The following is an 18327-nucleotide window of genomic DNA, read 5'->3' as shown; positions in this document are numbered from 1 at the left end:
CGTCTGCTCACTGAAAAAGGCGTAGTTCAATGGGAGGCTGAGTCCGGCTATCGCTTGGCCGTAGACCTCACAAGCCAGGCGACCGTCGCCGCCGACCTGCCGAGCGCCGAGGAGGATGAACTTGCCGACATGATCCTGCGAGACCGCTCGGCGCGCCGGCTGGACCAGACGGTCACCGTCGGCGCGCTGATGCGACGGTATAATGCCGAGCGCAGGACGGTACTAAAATCGCTGAAGAAACTGGCCGAGGAAAATCTTCTGGACCGCGCGCCGGGGCAGTCCTGGCTTTTCAGGAGAGTGCCGGACGATCCTGGCGCACAAGGGGAGAGCTATGAATTCCGGCTGTTGCTGGAACCCGCCGCGCTTCTGGTGCCTGGGTTCCGGCTGGATGGGACGCGCGCGGCAGCCTTGCGACAGGGCATGGAAATGCTGCTGGCTCTGCCCGACGCGGCATTCGATTCCAGAGAGTTCCAACGGCTGGACATCGATTTTCATGGAATGATCGCCGGTGGCTCCGCCAACCGCTTCGTCGCCGAGGCGTTGGCCGATCATCTCAGGCTGCGCCGGCTGCCGGGAACGTATGCCGGCGTCAATGTCTTCCGGCTGAAGCAATCATTGCGCGAGCATCTGACCATACTCGACCATCTGGAGAGCCAGCAGTACGAGGTTGCAGCCGATCTGCTTCGGGTCCATCTGCGGCTTTCCCGCAGCCAGCGACCGCAGGCGGCCAGTCGCGGGGCGCCCGCGCTGTTCGGCATGATCAGCCGGCCGGAATAACGAGGATCATGCGCAAAGGCAGCCCGACCATCGCACTGTTTCCGGAAGCGAGCTTCGGTGCTGCGCTGAATTGCGTTGGCATAGCGCAGGCCCTGCGCGCTCGTGGCGCCCGTCCGGTGTTCATCTGCCATGCCGGCTTTTCTGGCGTGTTCGCCGACTATGGCTTTCAGGAATACCAGTTGCCGACTGACGATCCGTTGACCGACAGCGAACGCCAGAGCTACTGGCAGGCCTTCGTGCGCCGTCATCTGCCGCATTTCAGGCTGAGCCCCATCGATCAGCTCGAAACCTACGTTGCCCCGACCTGGCAAGCAATCGTAGACACTGCGGTCAACGCCGAGGCGCCGCTGCGCCAATTGCTGGCGCGGCTGAAGCCGGACGCCGTGGTGCTCGACAACGTCGTCATGTTCCCGGCATTGGCGACAGCCGGTTGCCCGTGGGTGCGCGTCGTCTCCTGCGCCGAAACCGAGCTTCCCGATGCCAATGTGCCACCCTATCTGTCCGGTCTCGCCGCCGACGACCCGAGCCGCGCGGTGTTCGAGGCGCGCTACCTGGCAGCGGTCGCTCCGGCCCATGACCGCTTCAATCGGCTTCGGACCGACGCCGGTCTTGCGCCCTTGCCAACGGGTCTTTTTCTGGAACCTTCGCCCGCCCTCAATCTGCTGCTGACCCCAACGATTGTGCGAAGGCAGCGCGCCGAGCCGCTCGACCCTGCCAGCTTCGTCTATCTCGAAGGCTGCGTCCGCTCGGAAGGGCCGTTCGACGTGCCGGTCTTTCCGCGCAATGGCGGACCGCTGGTTTATGTCAGTTTCGGTAGTCTTGGCGCCATGGATGTCGGCCTGATCCAGCGCATGCTCGCCGTTTTCGACAGGCTGCCGGCCCGCTTCATTGTCAATGCCGGAGGTCTGCGCGACAGCTATCGCGCCGTTCCGGACAATGTCTATCTCGATGCCTGGTTTCCACAGCCTTCGGTCGTGGCGAAATGCGACCTCTTCATTCATCATGGCGGCAACAACAGCTTTTGCGAAGCACTGCGTTTCGGTGTGCCGTCGCTGGTCATGCCCTATTGCTGGGACGGGCATGACAATGCGCAACGTGCCGAGGAAACCGGCGTCGGGCGCCACATCAGCCGCGATGGCTGGACGGAAGACGAATTGGAGCGAAGCATTCTCGGCCTGATGGCCGATGCTGCAATGCGCGCACGCCTCCGGGAGAATGCAGTGCATATGGCGCTGACACCCGGAACGGACGTGGCTGCCGAAGCCATTCTCGCTCTCGCAAGGACCCGACCTGATGCTTGACACCACAACAACGGATGCCTCGACCATGAACGGCACCAACGACCCGAAAGACTGGTTGGCCGCTCACGCTGTCAGCGAGGTCGAGTGCCTGGTGCCCGACATGAACGGCGTGCTGCGCGGCAAGGCCCTGCCAGCGGCCAAGTTCCTCAAGGCGATCGAGGACCGAGCACTCTATCTGCCGAGCAGCGCGTTCCTGGTCAGCATCGACGGCCGCTATTCCGGTTCCGTCGACGAGGGGTTCGCCTACCAGGACCCCGACATGCGGATGGTGCCGGATGTCGCAACAATCTGTCTGGCGCCCGGTGGCGGGCCAGGCAAGGCCTATGCCTTCGCCGATGCGTTCCACATGGACGACCGGCCGTGGATGGCTTCGCCGCGGCACGTGTTGCGGGCCGTGCTCGATCTATATCGCCGGCGCGGCTGGCGGGCGGTGGTGGCGCCGGAGCTTGAATTTTATCTCACCGCGCCCAATCCCGATCCCGACAGGCCGGTGACGGCGCCGGTCGGGCGCAATGGCCGCTCCGAAAGCGTACAGCACCCCTATGACATGGCGGCACTGGAGCAATTCGAGCCGGTGATCCGGCGCCTCTATGACTATGCTGCGGCAGCCGGACTGCCGCTCGACACGCTCATCCATGAATCGGGCACGGCCCAACTGGAGATCAATTTCCTGCATGGCGACGCGCTACCGCTGGCAGACAAGGCATTGCTGTTTAAGCGAATGACGCGCCAGGCCGCGCAGGAAGGTGGCATGCAGGCGACCTTCATGGCCAAACCGATAGCCGCACAAGCCGGCAGCTCAATGCATCTCCACATGTCTGTCGTCGACGAGGCGGGCAACACGCTGTTTGCCGGGCGTGACGGCGCCGACACCGAGATGTTCGGGCATTTCATCGGCGGCCTGCAGAAATACATTCCCGAGGTGATGCCGCTGTTTGCGCCGAACGTGAATTCGTTCCGCCGCATCCGGCCGAACCACAGTGCACCCGCCAACATCGAGTGGTCGCACGACAACCGCTCCTGCGGCCTGCGTGTGCCGGCCGGCGGGCGCACCGCGCGGCGCGTGGAAAATCGGCTGCCCGGCGCCGATGCCAATCCCTATCTGGCGATAGCCGGCTCGCTGCTTTGCGGTTATCTCGGCGTCGAGGAGAAGATCGCTCGTTCGACGGAAGCGTCAGGCAATGCCTATCGCAGCAGGAGCACGCTGCCCAAAACCATGGAAGAGGCGCTCGACCGCTTCGCTGCGTGCGATCCGGTTCGGGCGGTGCTCGGCGAGGAATTCTTCCAGACCTATTTGCGCGTCAAGAGCGTTGAGCTCGACCTGTTCCAGAGCGTCGTCACCTCTTGGGAACGCGACCATCTGCTGCTCAAGGTGTGATGATGGGCTTCAATTCTGGGGGCTTCAACTCCGGCCTGGATATCGGCAAATCCTACTATGTCGCGACGGCCAATCCGGCTCCGGACCATCCGGCGCTGCAGGGCGACGTCGACGCCGATCTGGTGGTGGTCGGCGGCGGCTGTACCGGCCTCTCCGCAGCCTTTCATGCAGCCGAACGCGGCCTGAAGGTGGTGCTGCTCGAAGGCAGCAAGATCGGCTGGGGGGCATCGGGGCGCAATGGCGGCCAGATGATCCCCGGCCTGCGCAAGGGCGCCAAGGGGCTGGTCAAGCTATATGGGCCGGAACGGGGGAGGGCGCTGTTCGATCTCGCCTTCGAGGCGCGGGCCCTCGTGCTCGGTCTGATCGAGCGCCATGCCATCGATTGCGACCTCAGGCTCACCGGCCATCTGGCCGGTGCGGTCAACGGTTCCGACCTGCGCGACCTCGAAGAAGAGGCCGAGTGCCTTTCGACGGTGATGAACTTTCATGATGTCGAGATGCTGTCGGCAGCGCAGGCGCGCGGAATGGTGAACACACCTTATCACGGCGCGATGTACGAGAAGCTCGGTGGCCATATGCATCCGCTGAACTACACGCTCGGTCTTGCTCGCGCCGCGGCTGCGGCGGACGTCACCATCCACGAGAATTCGGTGGCGCTGCGGCTGGAGCGGGAACCTTCCCCCCGGGTTTCGACGGCCAAAGGCTCGGTCCGGGCCAGGCATGTCGTACTGGCCGGCGATGCGCTGCTCCACGGGCTTGAGCCGCGCGTCAACAGCCGCATCATGCCGGTCGGCAACTACATCATCGCCACCGAGCCGCTGGGCGACACGAGCGACGTCATCCCAAGCAATGTGGCCGTCTCCGACACGCGCTTCGTCGTCAATTACTACCGGCTATCGGCGGATGGACGCCTGCTGTTCGGCGGCGGCGAGCGCTATACGCCGTCGCCGCCCGCCGACATTGCCGGCTTCGTGCGGCCGCACATGGAAAACACCTTTCCGCAATTGCGCGGCCGCCGCATCGATCACGCCTGGGGCGGGCTGGTCTCGGTGACGACATCGCGCCTGCCGCATGTCGGTCGCTATGGCGACGTCTATTTTGCGCATGGCTATTCGGGCAAGGGGGTGATCCTGTCGACGCTGTCGGGCAAGCTGCTCGCTGAGGCGCTCACCGGTGATGCTTCGCGGCTCGATCTGTTTTCGACCCTAAGCCCGCTGCCGTTCCCCGGCGGCACGGCGCTGCGCGGCCCGCTCTATGTGCTCGGCATGCTTTGGTACGCAATGCGTGACCGCATCAAACATTGAGCGCAGGCATGCGCAATGAGGCCGAGCGCCGCCACCAAGCGATTAACGGCTGATTTCGCGGCGGCGTCCGACTTGATCGATGCTTGAATATGGTCCGCAGGCAATGGTCGCGAGTCGGTTCGTGCCCTGCTCCCGAAGCCTGAGCGCCGATAGACCTGCCTGCTATTTCCTCAGCTAATAGATCGATATGATTGCAGGATTAACTGTTTCATAGCCCAGGCGCGGCTCCGATTTGTCTTTCGAAATCGCGCTGGAGACAGTTCCGGTTGAACTGCAATCCAATTTTGTTTCCCTGTTTTTCTTGATCGTGCTGCCCGACAGGTCGGCGCCGGCCGACGTTACTTCTGTACTGACCACTCTCTTTTTCTCGTGCGCAACGGCGGCGGTGGATACGGCCATCACAATTGCCGCGCAAACAATCGTCAATCTCATTGTTTCCCCCTTAGAGCACCGCAAAAATGTGGTCGACTGCCTTGAGACGCCGGCGAAGGCGGTATTCGCGCCTGGCCGGCCCATGCAGCTTCCGACTGCACAAGATTGTAACTACATTAGCTGCAGCGCAAGTAACCATTTCGGACTAGGGAACGGGTTCCCCTTCGATCGAAAGCGCTGGGCTGCCGGCGAAAAAGCAGGCGTTTTAGCCGTTCTCGCCGCCGAGCGCCTTCCAATTTTGGGACAGAGGTTGGCTGATGCCCTTAAACTCACGGCTACGCATTGGTTGGATCTATGCAGCGACAAGGCCAACCTTGGCAAAGCCTCTACATAGTCACCTTCGGGCAGCACCAGTCTTGGAATTCACGCCCTCAAGCAAGGCGAGCAGGCCTTTCAGAATTTCGATTGGCGGCGGCGGACAACCTGGAATGTGCAGATCGACAGGCAAGGCCTCGGACACTCCGCGCACCACCGCATAGCTGCCGGCGAAACAGCCGCCATTGCCTGCGCAATCTCCCAGTGCGACCACCCATTTTGGGTTGGGTGTTGCGTCGTAGGTCCGCTTCAATGCCTCGCGCATGTTTTTTGTGACCGGCCCGGTGACGAGCAGTACATCGGCATGGCGCGGTGATGCGACGAACCGGATCCCAAAACGCTCGATGTCATAGAAGGCGTTGTTCAGCGCGTGCATCTCAAGTTCGCAGCCGTTGCAGGAACCAGCATCGACCGCCCGGATCGACAGGCTTCGCCCCAATCGTTTGTGAGCAGCCCCATCGAGCGCGCGTGCGAGTTCGTCGACTGCCGTGCTGCTTGCCAACGGCGGACGCTCGGTGAGAGGGGGGCGTATCAGGCTTTCAAAAAGAAGCTTGCGCATGACAGCGTGCCTTCAGAGATCATGGCCCGAATAAGAGCAGTTGAACGATTTGTTGCACAGCGGAAAGTCGGCAACGATGTTTCCTTCGATCGCCGCTTCAAGGAGCGGCCATTGAAACCATGACGGATCACGGAGGTGACAGCGCTCGACCAAGCCGCCCTTGCCAATGCGCAGCCAGGCCAGAATATCGCCGCGGAAACCTTCGACGAGCGCCATGCCTTCATGCGATCGGTTTGTCTGCGCGAAATCGACGCGGATCGGCCCGTCTGGCAGCTGTCGCAGGACTTGTTCGATCAGGGACAGGCTCTGTTCGACCTCGTGGATACGAATCCATACACGGGCGTTCACATCGCCTTCCTGGAGGAGAGGTACATCGAAGGCGAGTTCGCCATAGGGTGGATAAGCGAGATTGCGTCGGGCATCGAAGTCCCGACCGGAGGCCCGGCCAACGTAGCCTCCGGCGCGATATTGACGAGCGAGTTCCACCTTCAGCCGGCCAGTTGCGACAGTCCGATCCTGCAGCGACGCCGTGTTGTCGTAGAGCTCGACCAGCGCGGGAAACCGCTGCCTGATCTCTGCGATCAGGGACCTGAGCGCTGTCGTGCCCTCATCGCTCAGGAAGCTTGCCACGCCTCCGGGCACGATGCAGTCGCGCATCAAACGATGACCGAAGGCAGCATCGCTTGCCCGCAATACGCGCTCACGCAGCACCCCACAGTGGGCATGCATGAGCGCGAAGGCGGCATCATTGCAGATAGCGCCGATGTCACCCAGATGATTGGCCAGGCGCTCCAACTCGGCCATGAGCGCTCGCAGCCAGACCGCGCGTGGGGGAACCTGGACACCCAGCGCCGCCTCGACGGCGCGGGCAAAAGCGAGGGAGTATGCCACGGTACTGTCGCCAGAGGTTCTGCCCGCCAATTTGGCCGCATGGTCGATGTCGGACCCCGCCATCAGGCCTTCTATACCTTTGTGCGCGTATCCGAGGCGCTGCTCCAGCCGGACGACCGTTTCACCGCTCGCCGTGAACCGGAAATGGCCCGGCTCGATGATGCCGGCATGCACGGGCCCGACCGGGATCTGATGCAGGCTCTCCCCCTCGGCAGGCAGGAAACTGTACGGGAAGGCTGTCGCAGCAGACGTCCTGACGCGGGTACTCAACGGATAGCTGACACCCCAATGGCCATGATCAAGCCACCGTCTCGTATCAGGCGCGCCTTGTGGCAGGAGCCCGAACAGGTCAGCAGCCGCACGTTCGAGCCGCAATGCGGGCGGATGCAGCCGGCCGACCGATGGGTAGCGGCCACTGGGGCATTCCAGGCTGACGACGCCGATGTCCCCGGCGCTTTCATCGAGAAGTGCCATGTGGACGGCGCCTGGCTCACCCCATAGGCCGAGCAAGCTCCAGTGGCCCTCGGCCAGTTGCTCGACGGCAAAGCCCCATTTTTTCGGAGTCACCACGGCGCGCGACCACGGGAAATGATTTTCGACACGTTGGCCAGCAAGGATGAGGTCGATCAGCGCGGGCATGCTCTTTCTCTCTTCTGCTCACCCCAGGATACTTGCGACGTGCTGGAACCATGTGACCAGCGGTGGCGGCAGATAGATGCCGGCGGCAAACACCAACGCCAAGTGGGAATACATCGGAATGTAGGACGCCTCGGCGGGTGCAGTGCTGCCGCGCGGTTCGCCGAAAGCGACGCCGGTCAGTCGAAGCAGCAGGGCGCCGAAAGCGAGCAGAATCCCGAAAACCAAGGGCATCGCCAAAAGAGGGTGTCTTGCAAATGTCGAACTCACGACCAGGAATTCGCTCATGAAGATACCGAGCGGAGGGAGGCCGGCAATGGCAACGACGCCGATGACGAGCGCCCAGCCAAGGGCAGGATGTGTTTCCGTCAGTCCCCGGATTTCGGCGATGTTCTGTGTCCCCTTGACCTGGGCAATGTGGCCGACCGTGAAAAAGATCGCCGACTTGGTCAGGCTGTGCATGACCATGTGCAGCAGCCCGGCAAAATTGGCGAGCGGGCCTCCTATGCCGAAGGCGAACACGATGATGCCCATGTGCTCGATCGAGGAGTACGCGAACAGGCGTTTGATGTCGCGGCGGCGGTAGAGCATGAAGGCCGCGAAGACAAGCGACGTCAGTCCCATCGTGATCATCAATGGCCCAGGTGCGATCGCTTCCGGACTTGCCGCGAGCAATAGCTTGAAGCGCAGCACGGCATAGAGTGCGACGTTTAACAGCAAGCCCGACAGCACTGCGGAAATCGGCGTTGGACCCTCAGCATGCGCGTCTGGCAGCCAGGCATGCAAGGGCGCAAGGCCGACCTTCGTCCCGTAGCCGAGCAGCAGAAAGATGAAGGCGACATTGAGCAGAGCCGGATCGAAGCGCGCGGCGTTAGCGATGAGCACCGTCCAGACCATCGCATTCGTCCCCTCGCCAACAACCGGCTGTGCAGCCATGTAGACGAGGATGGTGCCGAACAGTGCGAGCGCGATGCCGACGCTGCCCAGAATGAAATATTTCCAGGCGGCCTCCAGCGCTTCGTGCGTGCGGTAGATGCCGACCATGAGCACGGTGGTCAGCGTGGCAAGCTCCACCGCCACCCACATCAAGCCAATATTGTTCGACACGAACGCCAGGTTCATGCCGAACATCATGACCTGGTACATTGCGTGATAAAACCGCAAGTTCGGGACTGTTAGCCGCCCGCTCTCCAGTTCGTGGGCAATGTAGGAAGCGCTGAAGACGCTGGTGGTGAAGCCGACGAATGTGTTGAGCACGATGAAGACGATATTGAGATCGTCGACGAGCAGATACTGCCCAGGCTGCGGGCGGTCGGTGACAAGAAGGGACAGTGCGGCGAGCAAGGTCAGCAAGCTCGCAGCGACATTGACGCCCGCCGATATCCGGTATTTCGGCAGCGCCGCCAGAAGTGCGGCCGCGAAGACCGGTATCAGCAAAATGGCGGCCACCGCATCGAGGGAAAACGCGGTCAACGGTGTTCTCCCCTGTAGTCGTCGAGCGCGCCGACATCCACCGAGTCGAACCTCTCGCGAATGCGGAACAGGAAGACTCCGATGACGATGAAGGCGATAAGGATCGAGAAGGCGACACTGATCTCGACGACCAGAGGCATGCCCTTGGCCCCCGTGGCGGCGAGGACCAGACCGTTCTCGAGCGACATGAATCCGACAACTTGGCTGACGGCGTTGCGGCGGGTGACCATCACCAGCAGCCCCAGCAAAATGATGGACAGCGCGAAAGCCAGGTCCTCGCGGGCGAGGGGATCAGCCTCGGGAGTGACGCGCAGCATCAGGACCATGGACAAGGTCACCAGGCCTATCCCCGCAAGCATCGTCGTACCGATGCCGACGGCGGTCTCGACGTCACGATGGATGCCGAGCCGCTGAATGATGCGATGAAGCCCGACAGGAATGACGATCGCCTTGAAGACGAGGGCGATCGCCGCCGTGACGTAGAGATGATGCGCGTCCTGAATGTATGCCTGCCAAGCTACGGACAGGGCCAGCACGATTGCATGAAGCGCAAAAACGTTGATCAGAGCAAAGAGGCGATCCTGATACAGCATCATGAAACTGACCAGCACCAGGCCGCCGGCGAGCAGGTGAGCGATGTCGAAGGTGAGGCCGTTCATCAGAGGCTCCGTGAGACGAACAGCAGGAGCGTGCCGAGCAGGGCCAGCATCAGCGCTGCCCCGAGGAAATCCGGGACGCGGAAGACGCGCATCTTGGCGATGGCAGTCTCAAACACGGCGAGGAGAACGCCACAGACGGCAAGCTTGCCGACATAGGCGACGACACCCGGAGCAAGGGATTCCAGTCCTGCCCCGGCGCTCGCCAGTCCCCAAGGTAGGAAGACGCAGGAAATCAGCGACACATAGAGCAGAAGCTTGAGGAAGGCGGCAAACTCGATCATCGCCAGATGGCGACCGGAATATTCCAGCACCATCGCCTCATGAACCATGGTGAGTTCCAGATGGGTCGATGGGTTGTCCACGGGTATGCGGGCGTTTTCGGCGATCGCCACCATCACGAGGGCGATGAGCGACATCCCGAGCGACACCCGCAAGCCAACCTCCGGTGACCCCATGAAGGCGGCGACCGTTGAGAGTTGCGTAGCACCCGCGACGAGCGCCAGGCTGAACACGATGAGCAGCATGGCGGGTTCGGCCAGCGAAGCGATCATCACCTCGCGGCTCGAGCCGATGCCGCCGAAGCTCGTGCCGACGTCCATGCCTGCCAGCGCCAGGAAGAACCGGGCGCTTCCCAGCAGTGCGACAATGGCTATGAGATCGGCGGTCCAACTGAATGTGAGGCCGGCGGCGAATGTCGGGATGAGCGCCGCGCCGACCCAGGTGGTGGCAAAGATCAGATAGGGCGTCACGCGAAACAGCCAGGATGCGTTGTCCGCCAGAACGACTTCCTTGCGCATCAGCCGCAAGAGATCGCGGTAAGGTTGGATCAGGGAAGGACCCTGGCGGCGCAAGAGCCGTGCCTTCACCTTGCGCACGAATCCGGTCAGGAGCGGCGCCAGCAAAAGCACCAGCGCCATCTGCGCGCCTTGAACGGCCAACTCGAGAATCACGGCCATAGTGCGAGCACCAGGAGCAGGACAATGAGAAAGAGAAAGACGAGGGTCAGGTAGCGCCTGATCGTCAGGAACTGCAGATGGTTGAGGTGGTCGGTCGCAAAGTCGAGGGCCCGGCCGATAGGCAGGTACAGCGTCTCCCAGATCACATCATGCATTTCGACATTCAGACGAGCCGGACCGGTCTCGCCAGGTGCCGGCATTTCGACGGTTTCCCTTGCACGGAATACGAACGTGCCGAAGACGCGGCGGATCGGCTGCGCGAAGCTGACGGCCGTGTACTGCGAGCTCGGGACCACATCCGGGAAGCCACAACCCCAGGCGGGACCCCGACGGAGTGCATGTGATGCAAAGCGATGGATCACATATGCCGCAGCGGATGCGGAAAAGGCGATGAACAGGAACACCAACAGGCCGTTGTAGGAACTGCGGCTCGCTGCAATCGGCACGATAGACAGCCAGGGCTGGGCCATCTGCACAGGCATCCGGCTGCCGATCAGTGGCAGTGTCACCGATGAGAGGCCGTCTATCACAAGACCGGGCAGAATGCCGGCCAGGAGACAAAGGGCAGCGAGAATGAACATTGCCGCCAGCGAGTAGCGGTCGACCTCATGCGCCAGTTCCACCGCGGCCGAGCGTGGCCGGCCGAGGAATGTAATCCCGAACGCCTTTACGAAGCAGGCCGCGGCCAGTGCCGCCGACAGCGCCAGCAGACCGCCAACGGCGGGCACCATGACCTTAAGTCCCCATTGTGGCAGATCGGGGCTCTGCAATATGGCCTGAAAGGCCAGCCATTCGGAGACGAAGCCGTTGAAGGGTGGAAGTGCCGAGATCGCGACGCAACCGACGAGAAAGGCAAAACTTGTAAAGGGCATGCGGTGGATGAGACCGCCCAGCTTCTCCATATCCCGCTCTCCGGTTGCCGTCAGCACGGCGCCCGCGCCGAAAAACAGCAGGCTCTTGAAAAAGGAATGGTTGAGGACGTGGAACAGCGCGGCGGTGAGGGCCAGCGCTGCAGCCGATGGCATGGCGTTCGCCTTGAAAGCGAGCGCGAGACCAAGGCTTACGAAGATGACGCCGATGTTTTCAATGGTGCTATAGGCAAGCAGTCGCTTCAGGTCCTTTTCCATCAGCGCGTAGAGGATGCCGAGAACCGCCGTCAGGCCGCCAAGGAAAAGCACGGCAACGCCCGACCACCATGCCGGCTCATCGAGCAGATCGAAAATAACGCGTATAAAGCCATAGACTGCGACCTTGGTCATCACGCCGCTCATGAGAGCCGAGACTTGGCTTGGCGCGGCCGGATGAGCGAGTGGCAGCCAAACGTGCAGCGGGACAAGTCCAGCCTTGGAGCCGGCGCCCAGCAGCATGAGAACCAGGACGAAAGCAGCGGCGAACGGGGTGGGGTCGGCGGCTCGCATCGCGTCGAATGTGTAGGTTCCATCGGATCCGGCGAGCAGGCCGAACGCAAGCAGCAGCGCGAGTGTGCCGAAGCTCGCCATCACGAGATAGATGTAGCCCGCCCGCGCATTGTCCTGCTCGCGATGGTGCGCCATGACGAGCGCCCAGGAGGCGAGCGACATGAATTCCCAGGAAAGCAGGAAAGTGAAGGCGTCGTCGGCCACCACGACAAGGTTCATTCCGGCTAGGAAAGCCGGGAAGAACGGCAGCACCCGATGCGGCGCAGACTCATGCCTGCCGTAGCCGAGGCCATAAAGGCTGGCCATGGAGCCGCCGAAGTTGACGACGATGAGGAAGAAAGTCGAGAGCGCATCCAAACGGAAATGAGCGCCAATCCATGGCAATCCAAGAGGCAACACCACAGTCGACGGGGTGACGGGATTGTCGGCGATGCGGCTCGCGACAACCATGAGCACGGCCGCCGATATACCTAGCGTCAAGCCGTAGATCAGGCGTGTTCCCGAGTCCGATCTGCGGCTTTCCGCAATCGCAAGCACCGCAGTCCCCAGGAGCGCAGCAACGCCCCACAGGAGGACCGCGGCCGCCGAAATCACGCCACGCTCCTCACGGGGAGTTTGGCATTCGTATCGACCCCGCCAAGAATTTTGGCGGGGTCGAAATCCGCTTTCAGTCGCACGCCGCGCCCGCCGATTTGGCTGGAGGCGCCTTCAGCGATCAATTCCACGCCGGCGAGGTCAAGTGCCCCGATCAGCTTCATGAGAGAATCGACGTTACCCCGAATAATCGACTCGCTGGCTTCCATGCGTTGAATTGTCGGCACGGAAAGACCGGACAATTCGGCAAGCCTGCGCTGGTCGATGCCAAGGAGCGCCCTCGCGGCACGCAACTGTGGAGCAGTTATCACGGTCGCATCCCCCTTCTTGATCAGCTTTGAGATATTATCTCTACGTCTTGCAGCATATATTAAAATGCGGCGCATTCAATTAATGATGCGTGACGCATCTGTCTTGAAGTTGTAGAAAACCTGGCGATACGTCCTGCGCCTCGAACCAAAGCCATGCGACCATTCCCGTCACGGCCAGTCTTGTCGCCAGCCATCTCGGATTGCGCGTGATGGCGCTCGCAATGGGCCTTATCTCGGCCGGCCACTCGATTGGAGCCGCCGCGGGCTACAGACCTTTTCAGGATCCGACCGGCACCTGGACCGTCAATGATGCTCGTACCGGGCGGCCCGCCGAGATGGGCAGCCGAACCATCGTTGGAATGAACCAGCACGATCCCGAGAAACTCGCCGATCTCCTCAACGCCGGACGGAATTTCTGAAGAAAGCGTAGGAGAGCCACCGCTTCGATGGGATGTTGTCTCGAGGCTTGTACGGGAGGGCAATCTAGAGCACCGAAAGGTCATGGCCCTCGCAGCTATCGGATCGCCCTGTCTTGAGAGAAGCGCCCTGCTGCAAAACCGGGTGTCAAAATTGCAAAATCGCGCGACCCGCTACAATGAGACGACTGGCACCGGTACATCTCTATGTATCTGATTTTTCTTTAGAATTTGGTAGCGGGAGAGCGCTACCGCCTTTTACCCCATTCGGAACCCCTGCGATATTTTCTACGGTTTTGGGCGTGAGGGACCTGTCTCGGTGCTGGAACGACCGCTGGGGAACGGAAGTCCGACCCGAAGGCGACGTACGTTTTCCACGACGCGAACGGCAGCTTTGCGCCCTATATCGGCCGTCGGGATCAGTTTTGCTCTTCCTGCAAGCAGACAGACCGTGGCCAGTCGCGTTTGCGCCTGATGTCGGCCGTAGGGGCAAGCTTTGCCGTCGCCCGAAAGTCTGACGTCGGCGAATACGTAGGTCGCGGTTGCACCATGAGCCGACATTCCGTCGAACATCACCTTTTCGGAATTCAAGGCGAACGCCCGTAGCCGATTTTGTAACGTACCTCATCGGAGAAACGGGTGTTGGCTGCTAAGTGTGTATGGTCTTGCCATTGGGCTTTCCTTATAATTCTGCCCAGTGGAACAGGTTCAACATCTCGAACGGAAGCTGGTCGCTATCCTCGCCGCCGACGTGGTGGGGTACAGCCGGCTGATGGGGCTGGACGAGACGGGCACACTCTCGCGGCTCAAGGCGCTCCGGCGCGAATTCATCGAACCCGCGATCGAGGGCTACCATGGCCGCATCGTCAAGCTCATGGGCGACGGCGCTTTGGTCGCGTTCGAGAGCGTCGTCGATGCCGTAGCATGCGCCGTTGAAATCCAACGGGTCACCGCGCAGCAGAACCTCGGTCTTCCCGAAGATACCCGGATCGTGTTCCGCATCGGCATCAACCTTGGTGACGTGATCCCCGACAAGGACGACTTCTACGGCGACGGCGTCAACATCGCGGCCCGGCTGGAAGGACTGAGCGATCCTGGCGGCATCGTCATCTCGGGAACGGCCTACGATCAGGCTCACAACAAGCTCGGCCTGACCTTCAAGTCACTCGGCGAACAGCGTCTCAAGAACATTCCAGAGCGGGTCCGCGCCTATCGGGTTCTGCTGGAACAGACCGCAGGAGCCAATAAGTCGCGCTCTCGGCAATGGCCTGTGATCGGCGCCACGGTACTCGTTCTGGCTCTGATAGCGGGGATTGCGGTGATTCTCTGGCCGCAAGCGATTGCCCTGCTGGCCGGTCACGGTTCCACCCCGGTCGGTTCGTCGGTCGGCAAGCCCTCCATCGCCGTGCTACCGTTTACCGATCTTAGCGAGAAGGCAGGCCAGGATTATTTTGCGGAAGGGCTCGCAGACGATCTCATCACCGATCTCTCGAAGATCTCGGGGCTCCTCGTCATCGCACGCAACTCCGCGTTCTCCTTCAAGGATCGATCCCTCGACGTCGACGAGATCGCGGCGCAGTTGAACGTCCGTTACGTGGTCGAGGGCAGCGTCCGGCGGGAGGAAGATCTAGTCCGCATCAATGTCCAGCTCATCGATGCCCAAACGGGGAGCAACATCTGGGCCGAGCGATACGACCGCGACTACTCCAGGATATTTGCACTTCAAGACGAAGTGATCGGGCGTATCGTTGAGGCACTTTCGGTGCGTCTGACGGAAGGCGAACGAGCGCAGATTGCTCGCCTCCCCACGCGAAGCCTGGAGGCATACGATTTCTACACCCGAGCCGAGCAGAAGGTTTATGTGGTCGACAACAGGTCTCTCGGAGAGACCCTGTCCCTGTATCAAAAGGCGATCAAGCTCGATCCTACGTTTGCAGATGCTTACTCGGGCTATGCCCGCGCCACGGTGGACGTGCTCGGCTTCGACTACCAGGTGCTCATGCTCAGCGCCGTCGCTCGCCAGCGCTCCTACGAAGCGGCAGGGCGGGCGCTGGAGCTCAATCCGCAATCTGCGCGCGCCTATGCCGTGCTCGGCATCCTGCAGATGCTGGACGGCGAATGGGACCAGGCGATCGCGTCGGTCCAGAAAGCCGTCGCGCTGGACCCGAACGGCGCGGAGGCGGAGCTCAATCGGGCGATCGTGCTGACCTACGCAGGACAGAACCTGGAGGCGCTGGCAGCGATGGAACGCGTGTTGCGGCTCGATCCCAAGCCGCGCGCTCAGGTCTTCGACTATTACGGCTTCGTGCTCTACATGAACCATCAGTACGAGAAGGCTTTGCAGGCGCTGAGCAAGGTCCAGCCGGGAGAGCGCAGCGACCTTGGTCTCGAAACGCTGGCCATGGCAAATGCGCGGCTTGGCCGCATGGCCGAGGCGCACGATGCGGCTGCAGCAATCCTGAAAGAGATACCCGAACAGAACCTCGCTGGTTATCGTGTCGTTTACGCCCACCATCGGCGGCAAGAGGACCTCGATCACCGGCTGGGCGCCCTTCGCGCCGCGGGGATTCCCGAGCGGAGCTTCGATTTTCGCGGGCGGGAGGAGGACCGCCTGGGCGCCGCCGCGATCCGAGCCCTAACGGGCGATCGGACATGGGTAGGACATCAACACAATGGCGCAGCCTTCGTCATGGAGCTGAGCGCAAATGGAGATGTCGCACTGAGCTCGCAAAGCAGCATCATCACCGGCACGTCCAGCGTGGATGGCGACCTCTTCTGCACGCAATCCACCGCGACCTTGCTCGGCCGCAAGTTCTGCGCCCCGGTCTATCGCAATCCCCTAGGGAGCAGCGATACGCAGGACGAGTACGCTTGGCCGGACTCCGTCACAGTCTGGTATTTCTCGGTGTCTCCGTGACGGGCGCCATTCAACTTGCGGGCTCACGACATCGCGCCGGAGCTAGTTGGCGGCCGCTCTAGCCTCGAATTCCTTCGCCTCCACTGCGGGCCATTCGGCTTCCGCTTTCGCAATGACAGGCGCCGGGTTGGCATCGAAGTCTTCCTCCAGGCCCTCCTTTCCGGAGAACAGGAAGAGCTTGCCATTGACGATGCGGAAGGCTTTCGGGTCAAGGTTCGCGGATGCCTCCTTAACTGACATTCCCCCGGTGCAGAAGCCGCCGAACTGAGGGGCATAGCGCACCGGCTCGGAAACAAAGGCATCCCGGTGTTGGACGCTGGCGAAGTACCACGTCGCCCCGAGCCACTTCCTCGAGATCTTGGGCGAACCCATCGTCGCGCGACCGTCGGTGAAATATGCTACCGGATCATAACCCAGGATGGCGACATTGCCGAAGTATCCGGTGTTCACTCCGTCGCCGGCGTGGGATCCACCGGTGCCGAAGAGGAGGAGGGAGGCGGCGGCTACTCCCGCGCAAAGCAAACTGTCAAACGTTCTGGAACGGTTCTCTGTCATGTTCTCCTCCAGTAGCCTTTCTCGATGTCAGTTGCCGAGGGCGATGCACACCTTGTACGACGACCCCATCGTTTCCTTGGGTTGGCACTTCGCGCCGTGCTTCTTGAGCAAAACCATCACGTCGGTGCTCTGATAGAATGTCGCGCGGCTGAGAGGCGTGTACCCGTATTCCTGGATTGCCTCGACCTGTGCGCCGTGCGAGATCAACAGCTCCGCGATGGCCGTCTGGTTCTCTTCTGCTGCCACATGCAGCGGCGTGATCTTGTGCGTGCTCAACGCGTCGACCTCGGCCCCGTGGTCGAGCAGCAATTTTGCGATGTCCAGGCTTCCTGAGTAGGCTGCCGCATGTAGCGCGGTGAAGCCGCGATCGTTGCGGGCTTCGATGTCCGCCTTGGCCCCGATCAACGCAATGGCGACCTCGGTCTTGCCGGCAAGCGCCGCATCGATCAGCGGGGTCTGACGGCTCTCGTCGCGATCGTTCACATTGGCGCCTTGTGCCAGGAGTTCGGCAACCTTTCCGGCGTCGCCCTCCCGAGCAGCGTCGTTGAGCGGCCCGGCCGTCACCGCACCGACGGCAAAACAAGAAAGGAAAGCAACGACCAGAGCCCGACTGACAAGCCGAAGCCAACCGGTTTCGAAAAGCCTGACCCTGATCGGGAAGGCCCTCGGCAGCAACAATCGCCTGTAGACCGTCATCGTCTAACCCTCCGGGCGCGCTCGCCCGCGGATGGACGTGTATGAGATCAGTCTAATACATTTGGCGCAGCGGAGCCATAGGGTGTCCGGGTTATGCGCGAGTCGAAGTCGCGCGAGGCGCCCTGTGTCACCCCCGGCAGCGGGTTATCCGGGCACCAGCACCACGACCGCTAGAATGGCCATCAGCAGGCAGGCGGCCATGCCGATCATATCGTGCTGCCGGAAGCGCCAGACGGCGTGGCGAGCATTAGGACGCCGATGACGGCGATTTAGAGTGGAACGAGGTTCATCCTTTAAAAGGGCAGCCCACCAGCCTTGCGCTTGTGCGTAGGCGCGAAGTTTAGTGTCAGCTTCTTGATGGGCGCGCTGGCAGCGTCGCTTGGGGAGAACCTGTGTTTTCCGTAGAAAAAGGCGATGTCGAATTGACCCTCCTTCGCGAAAAAGGGGGCCGAATGTCTGGAATGGGTCAAACCCGGGCGCCGCCTAACCCAGGCAATGTCCGCTTATGCGCCTTTAGTTACCCTTCCGTGAAGAGCTTCGTACGCCTGCCGGCGCCCGAAACTCTTATATGGGATGGTCAACTACAAACGGCGTCACGTCGACATTGTCATGTACCTCCGCGGCAATCCGTAGATCCATTCGATGGGTCCGTTTGCGTGACGCGGTTCGCGAACGAACCCAGTCCACCTTATATTCGGTCAGGGCGCATGCACCTGTTCCATGATCCCGCTTGCGGCGG

At 61.7% G+C, this 18327-nt stretch carries 16 protein-coding genes; 7 read left to right on the top strand and 9 right to left on the bottom strand.

All coding sequences use genetic code 11. The annotated features are described in order from the left end of the window. Positions 1–54: 54 nt before the first annotated feature. The 5 genes from NKH16_RS04180 (at position 55) to NKH16_RS04160 (ending at position 5526) form a co-directional block, all read left to right on the top strand. Positions 55–777, top strand: coding sequence for a GntR family transcriptional regulator (locus NKH16_RS04180; RefSeq protein ID WP_352742232.1), 723 nt, complete (start codon positions 55–57; stop codon positions 775–777). Positions 778–782: 5 nt separating this feature from the next. Then, positions 783–2078, top strand: a complete 1296-nt coding sequence (locus NKH16_RS04175; protein WP_352452939.1) for a glycosyltransferase — start codon at positions 783–785, stop codon at positions 2076–2078. Next, positions 2071–3456 carry a glutamine synthetase family protein gene (locus tag NKH16_RS04170; protein WP_352898454.1) on the top strand — a complete coding sequence of 462 codons (1386 nt, stop codon included), beginning with the start codon at positions 2071–2073 and terminating at the stop codon, positions 3454–3456. The genes NKH16_RS04175 and NKH16_RS04170 overlap by 8 nt, the downstream gene beginning before the upstream one ends. Continuing rightward, complete coding sequence (locus NKH16_RS04165) at positions 3456–4760, top strand: NAD(P)/FAD-dependent oxidoreductase (RefSeq protein ID WP_352898452.1); 1305 nt, start codon at positions 3456–3458, stop codon at positions 4758–4760. Before NKH16_RS04170 ends, NKH16_RS04165 begins: the two co-directional genes overlap by 1 nt. Positions 4761–4992: 232 nt before the next feature. Further along, a complete protein-coding gene (locus tag NKH16_RS04160) occupies positions 4993–5526 on the top strand; it encodes a hypothetical protein (RefSeq protein WP_352741925.1) in 534 nt (177 codons plus the stop codon). On the opposite strand, the gene NKH16_RS04155 is transcribed toward NKH16_RS04160, so the two are convergent. The 7 genes from NKH16_RS04155 to NKH16_RS04125 are packed head-to-tail and all read right to left on the bottom strand — an operon-like array spanning position 5527 to position 13004. Next, positions 5527–6066: an NADH-quinone oxidoreductase subunit B family protein gene (locus NKH16_RS04155; RefSeq protein ID WP_352452927.1), complete on the bottom strand. Its 540-nt coding sequence runs from the start codon at positions 6064–6066 to the stop codon at positions 5527–5529. It lies immediately after the preceding gene. Between the two features lie 12 nt (positions 6067–6078). Beyond that, positions 6079–7596: a hydrogenase large subunit gene (locus tag NKH16_RS04150; protein ID WP_352741924.1), complete on the bottom strand. Its 1518-nt coding sequence runs from the start codon at positions 7594–7596 to the stop codon at positions 6079–6081. 18 nt (positions 7597–7614) lie between these two features. Continuing rightward, the gene (locus NKH16_RS04145; RefSeq protein ID WP_352452925.1) at positions 7615–9066 is read right to left on the bottom strand and encodes a hydrogenase 4 subunit F; all 1452 of its coding nucleotides are present in this window, start codon (positions 9064–9066) and stop codon (positions 7615–7617) included. Next, positions 9063–9725, bottom strand: a complete 663-nt coding sequence (locus tag NKH16_RS04140) for a hydrogenase-4 component E (RefSeq protein ID WP_023675519.1) — start codon at positions 9723–9725, stop codon at positions 9063–9065. Before NKH16_RS04140 ends, NKH16_RS04145 begins: the two co-directional genes overlap by 4 nt. Continuing rightward, complete coding sequence (locus tag NKH16_RS04135; protein ID WP_023675520.1) at positions 9725–10681, bottom strand: respiratory chain complex I subunit 1 family protein; 957 nt, start codon at positions 10679–10681, stop codon at positions 9725–9727. Before NKH16_RS04135 ends, NKH16_RS04140 begins: the two co-directional genes overlap by 1 nt. Then, the gene (gene hyfB / locus NKH16_RS04130) at positions 10672–12693 is read right to left on the bottom strand and encodes a hydrogenase 4 subunit B (RefSeq protein WP_502894905.1); all 2022 of its coding nucleotides are present in this window, start codon (positions 12691–12693) and stop codon (positions 10672–10674) included. Before hyfB ends, NKH16_RS04135 begins: the two co-directional genes overlap by 10 nt. Beyond that, a complete protein-coding gene (locus NKH16_RS04125) occupies positions 12690–13004 on the bottom strand; it encodes a helix-turn-helix domain-containing protein (protein WP_352742228.1) in 315 nt (104 codons plus the stop codon). The genes hyfB and NKH16_RS04125 overlap by 4 nt, the downstream gene beginning before the upstream one ends. 209 nt (positions 13005–13213) lie before the next feature. On the opposite strand from NKH16_RS04125, the gene NKH16_RS04120 reads away from it, so the two are divergent. After that, positions 13214–13423: a hypothetical protein gene (locus NKH16_RS04120; RefSeq protein ID WP_352741922.1), complete on the top strand. Its 210-nt coding sequence runs from the start codon at positions 13214–13216 to the stop codon at positions 13421–13423. A gap of 694 nt (positions 13424–14117) precedes the next feature. Continuing rightward, positions 14118–16337 (top strand): adenylate/guanylate cyclase domain-containing protein, encoded by a 2220-nt coding sequence (locus NKH16_RS04115; RefSeq protein WP_352741921.1) that lies wholly within the window; start codon positions 14118–14120, stop codon positions 16335–16337. Positions 16338–16379: 42 nt separating this feature from the next. Here NKH16_RS04115 and NKH16_RS04110 read toward each other — a convergent pair whose 3' ends face one another. After that, positions 16380–16892, bottom strand: a complete 513-nt coding sequence (locus NKH16_RS04110) for a YHS domain-containing (seleno)protein (protein ID WP_352741920.1) — start codon at positions 16890–16892, stop codon at positions 16380–16382. A 27-nt stretch (positions 16893–16919) separates the two neighbouring features. After that, on the bottom strand, positions 16920–17456 hold the full coding sequence (locus tag NKH16_RS04105) for an ankyrin repeat domain-containing protein (RefSeq protein ID WP_352663153.1): 537 nt from the start codon (positions 17454–17456) through the stop codon (positions 16920–16922). Positions 17457–18327 lie beyond the last annotated feature (871 nt).

The organism is Mesorhizobium sp. M1307 (genome assembly GCF_040318155.1).
Taxonomy (GTDB): Bacteria; Pseudomonadota; Alphaproteobacteria; order Rhizobiales; family Rhizobiaceae; genus Mesorhizobium.
This window is presented reverse-complemented; position numbering and strand designations above follow the sequence as displayed.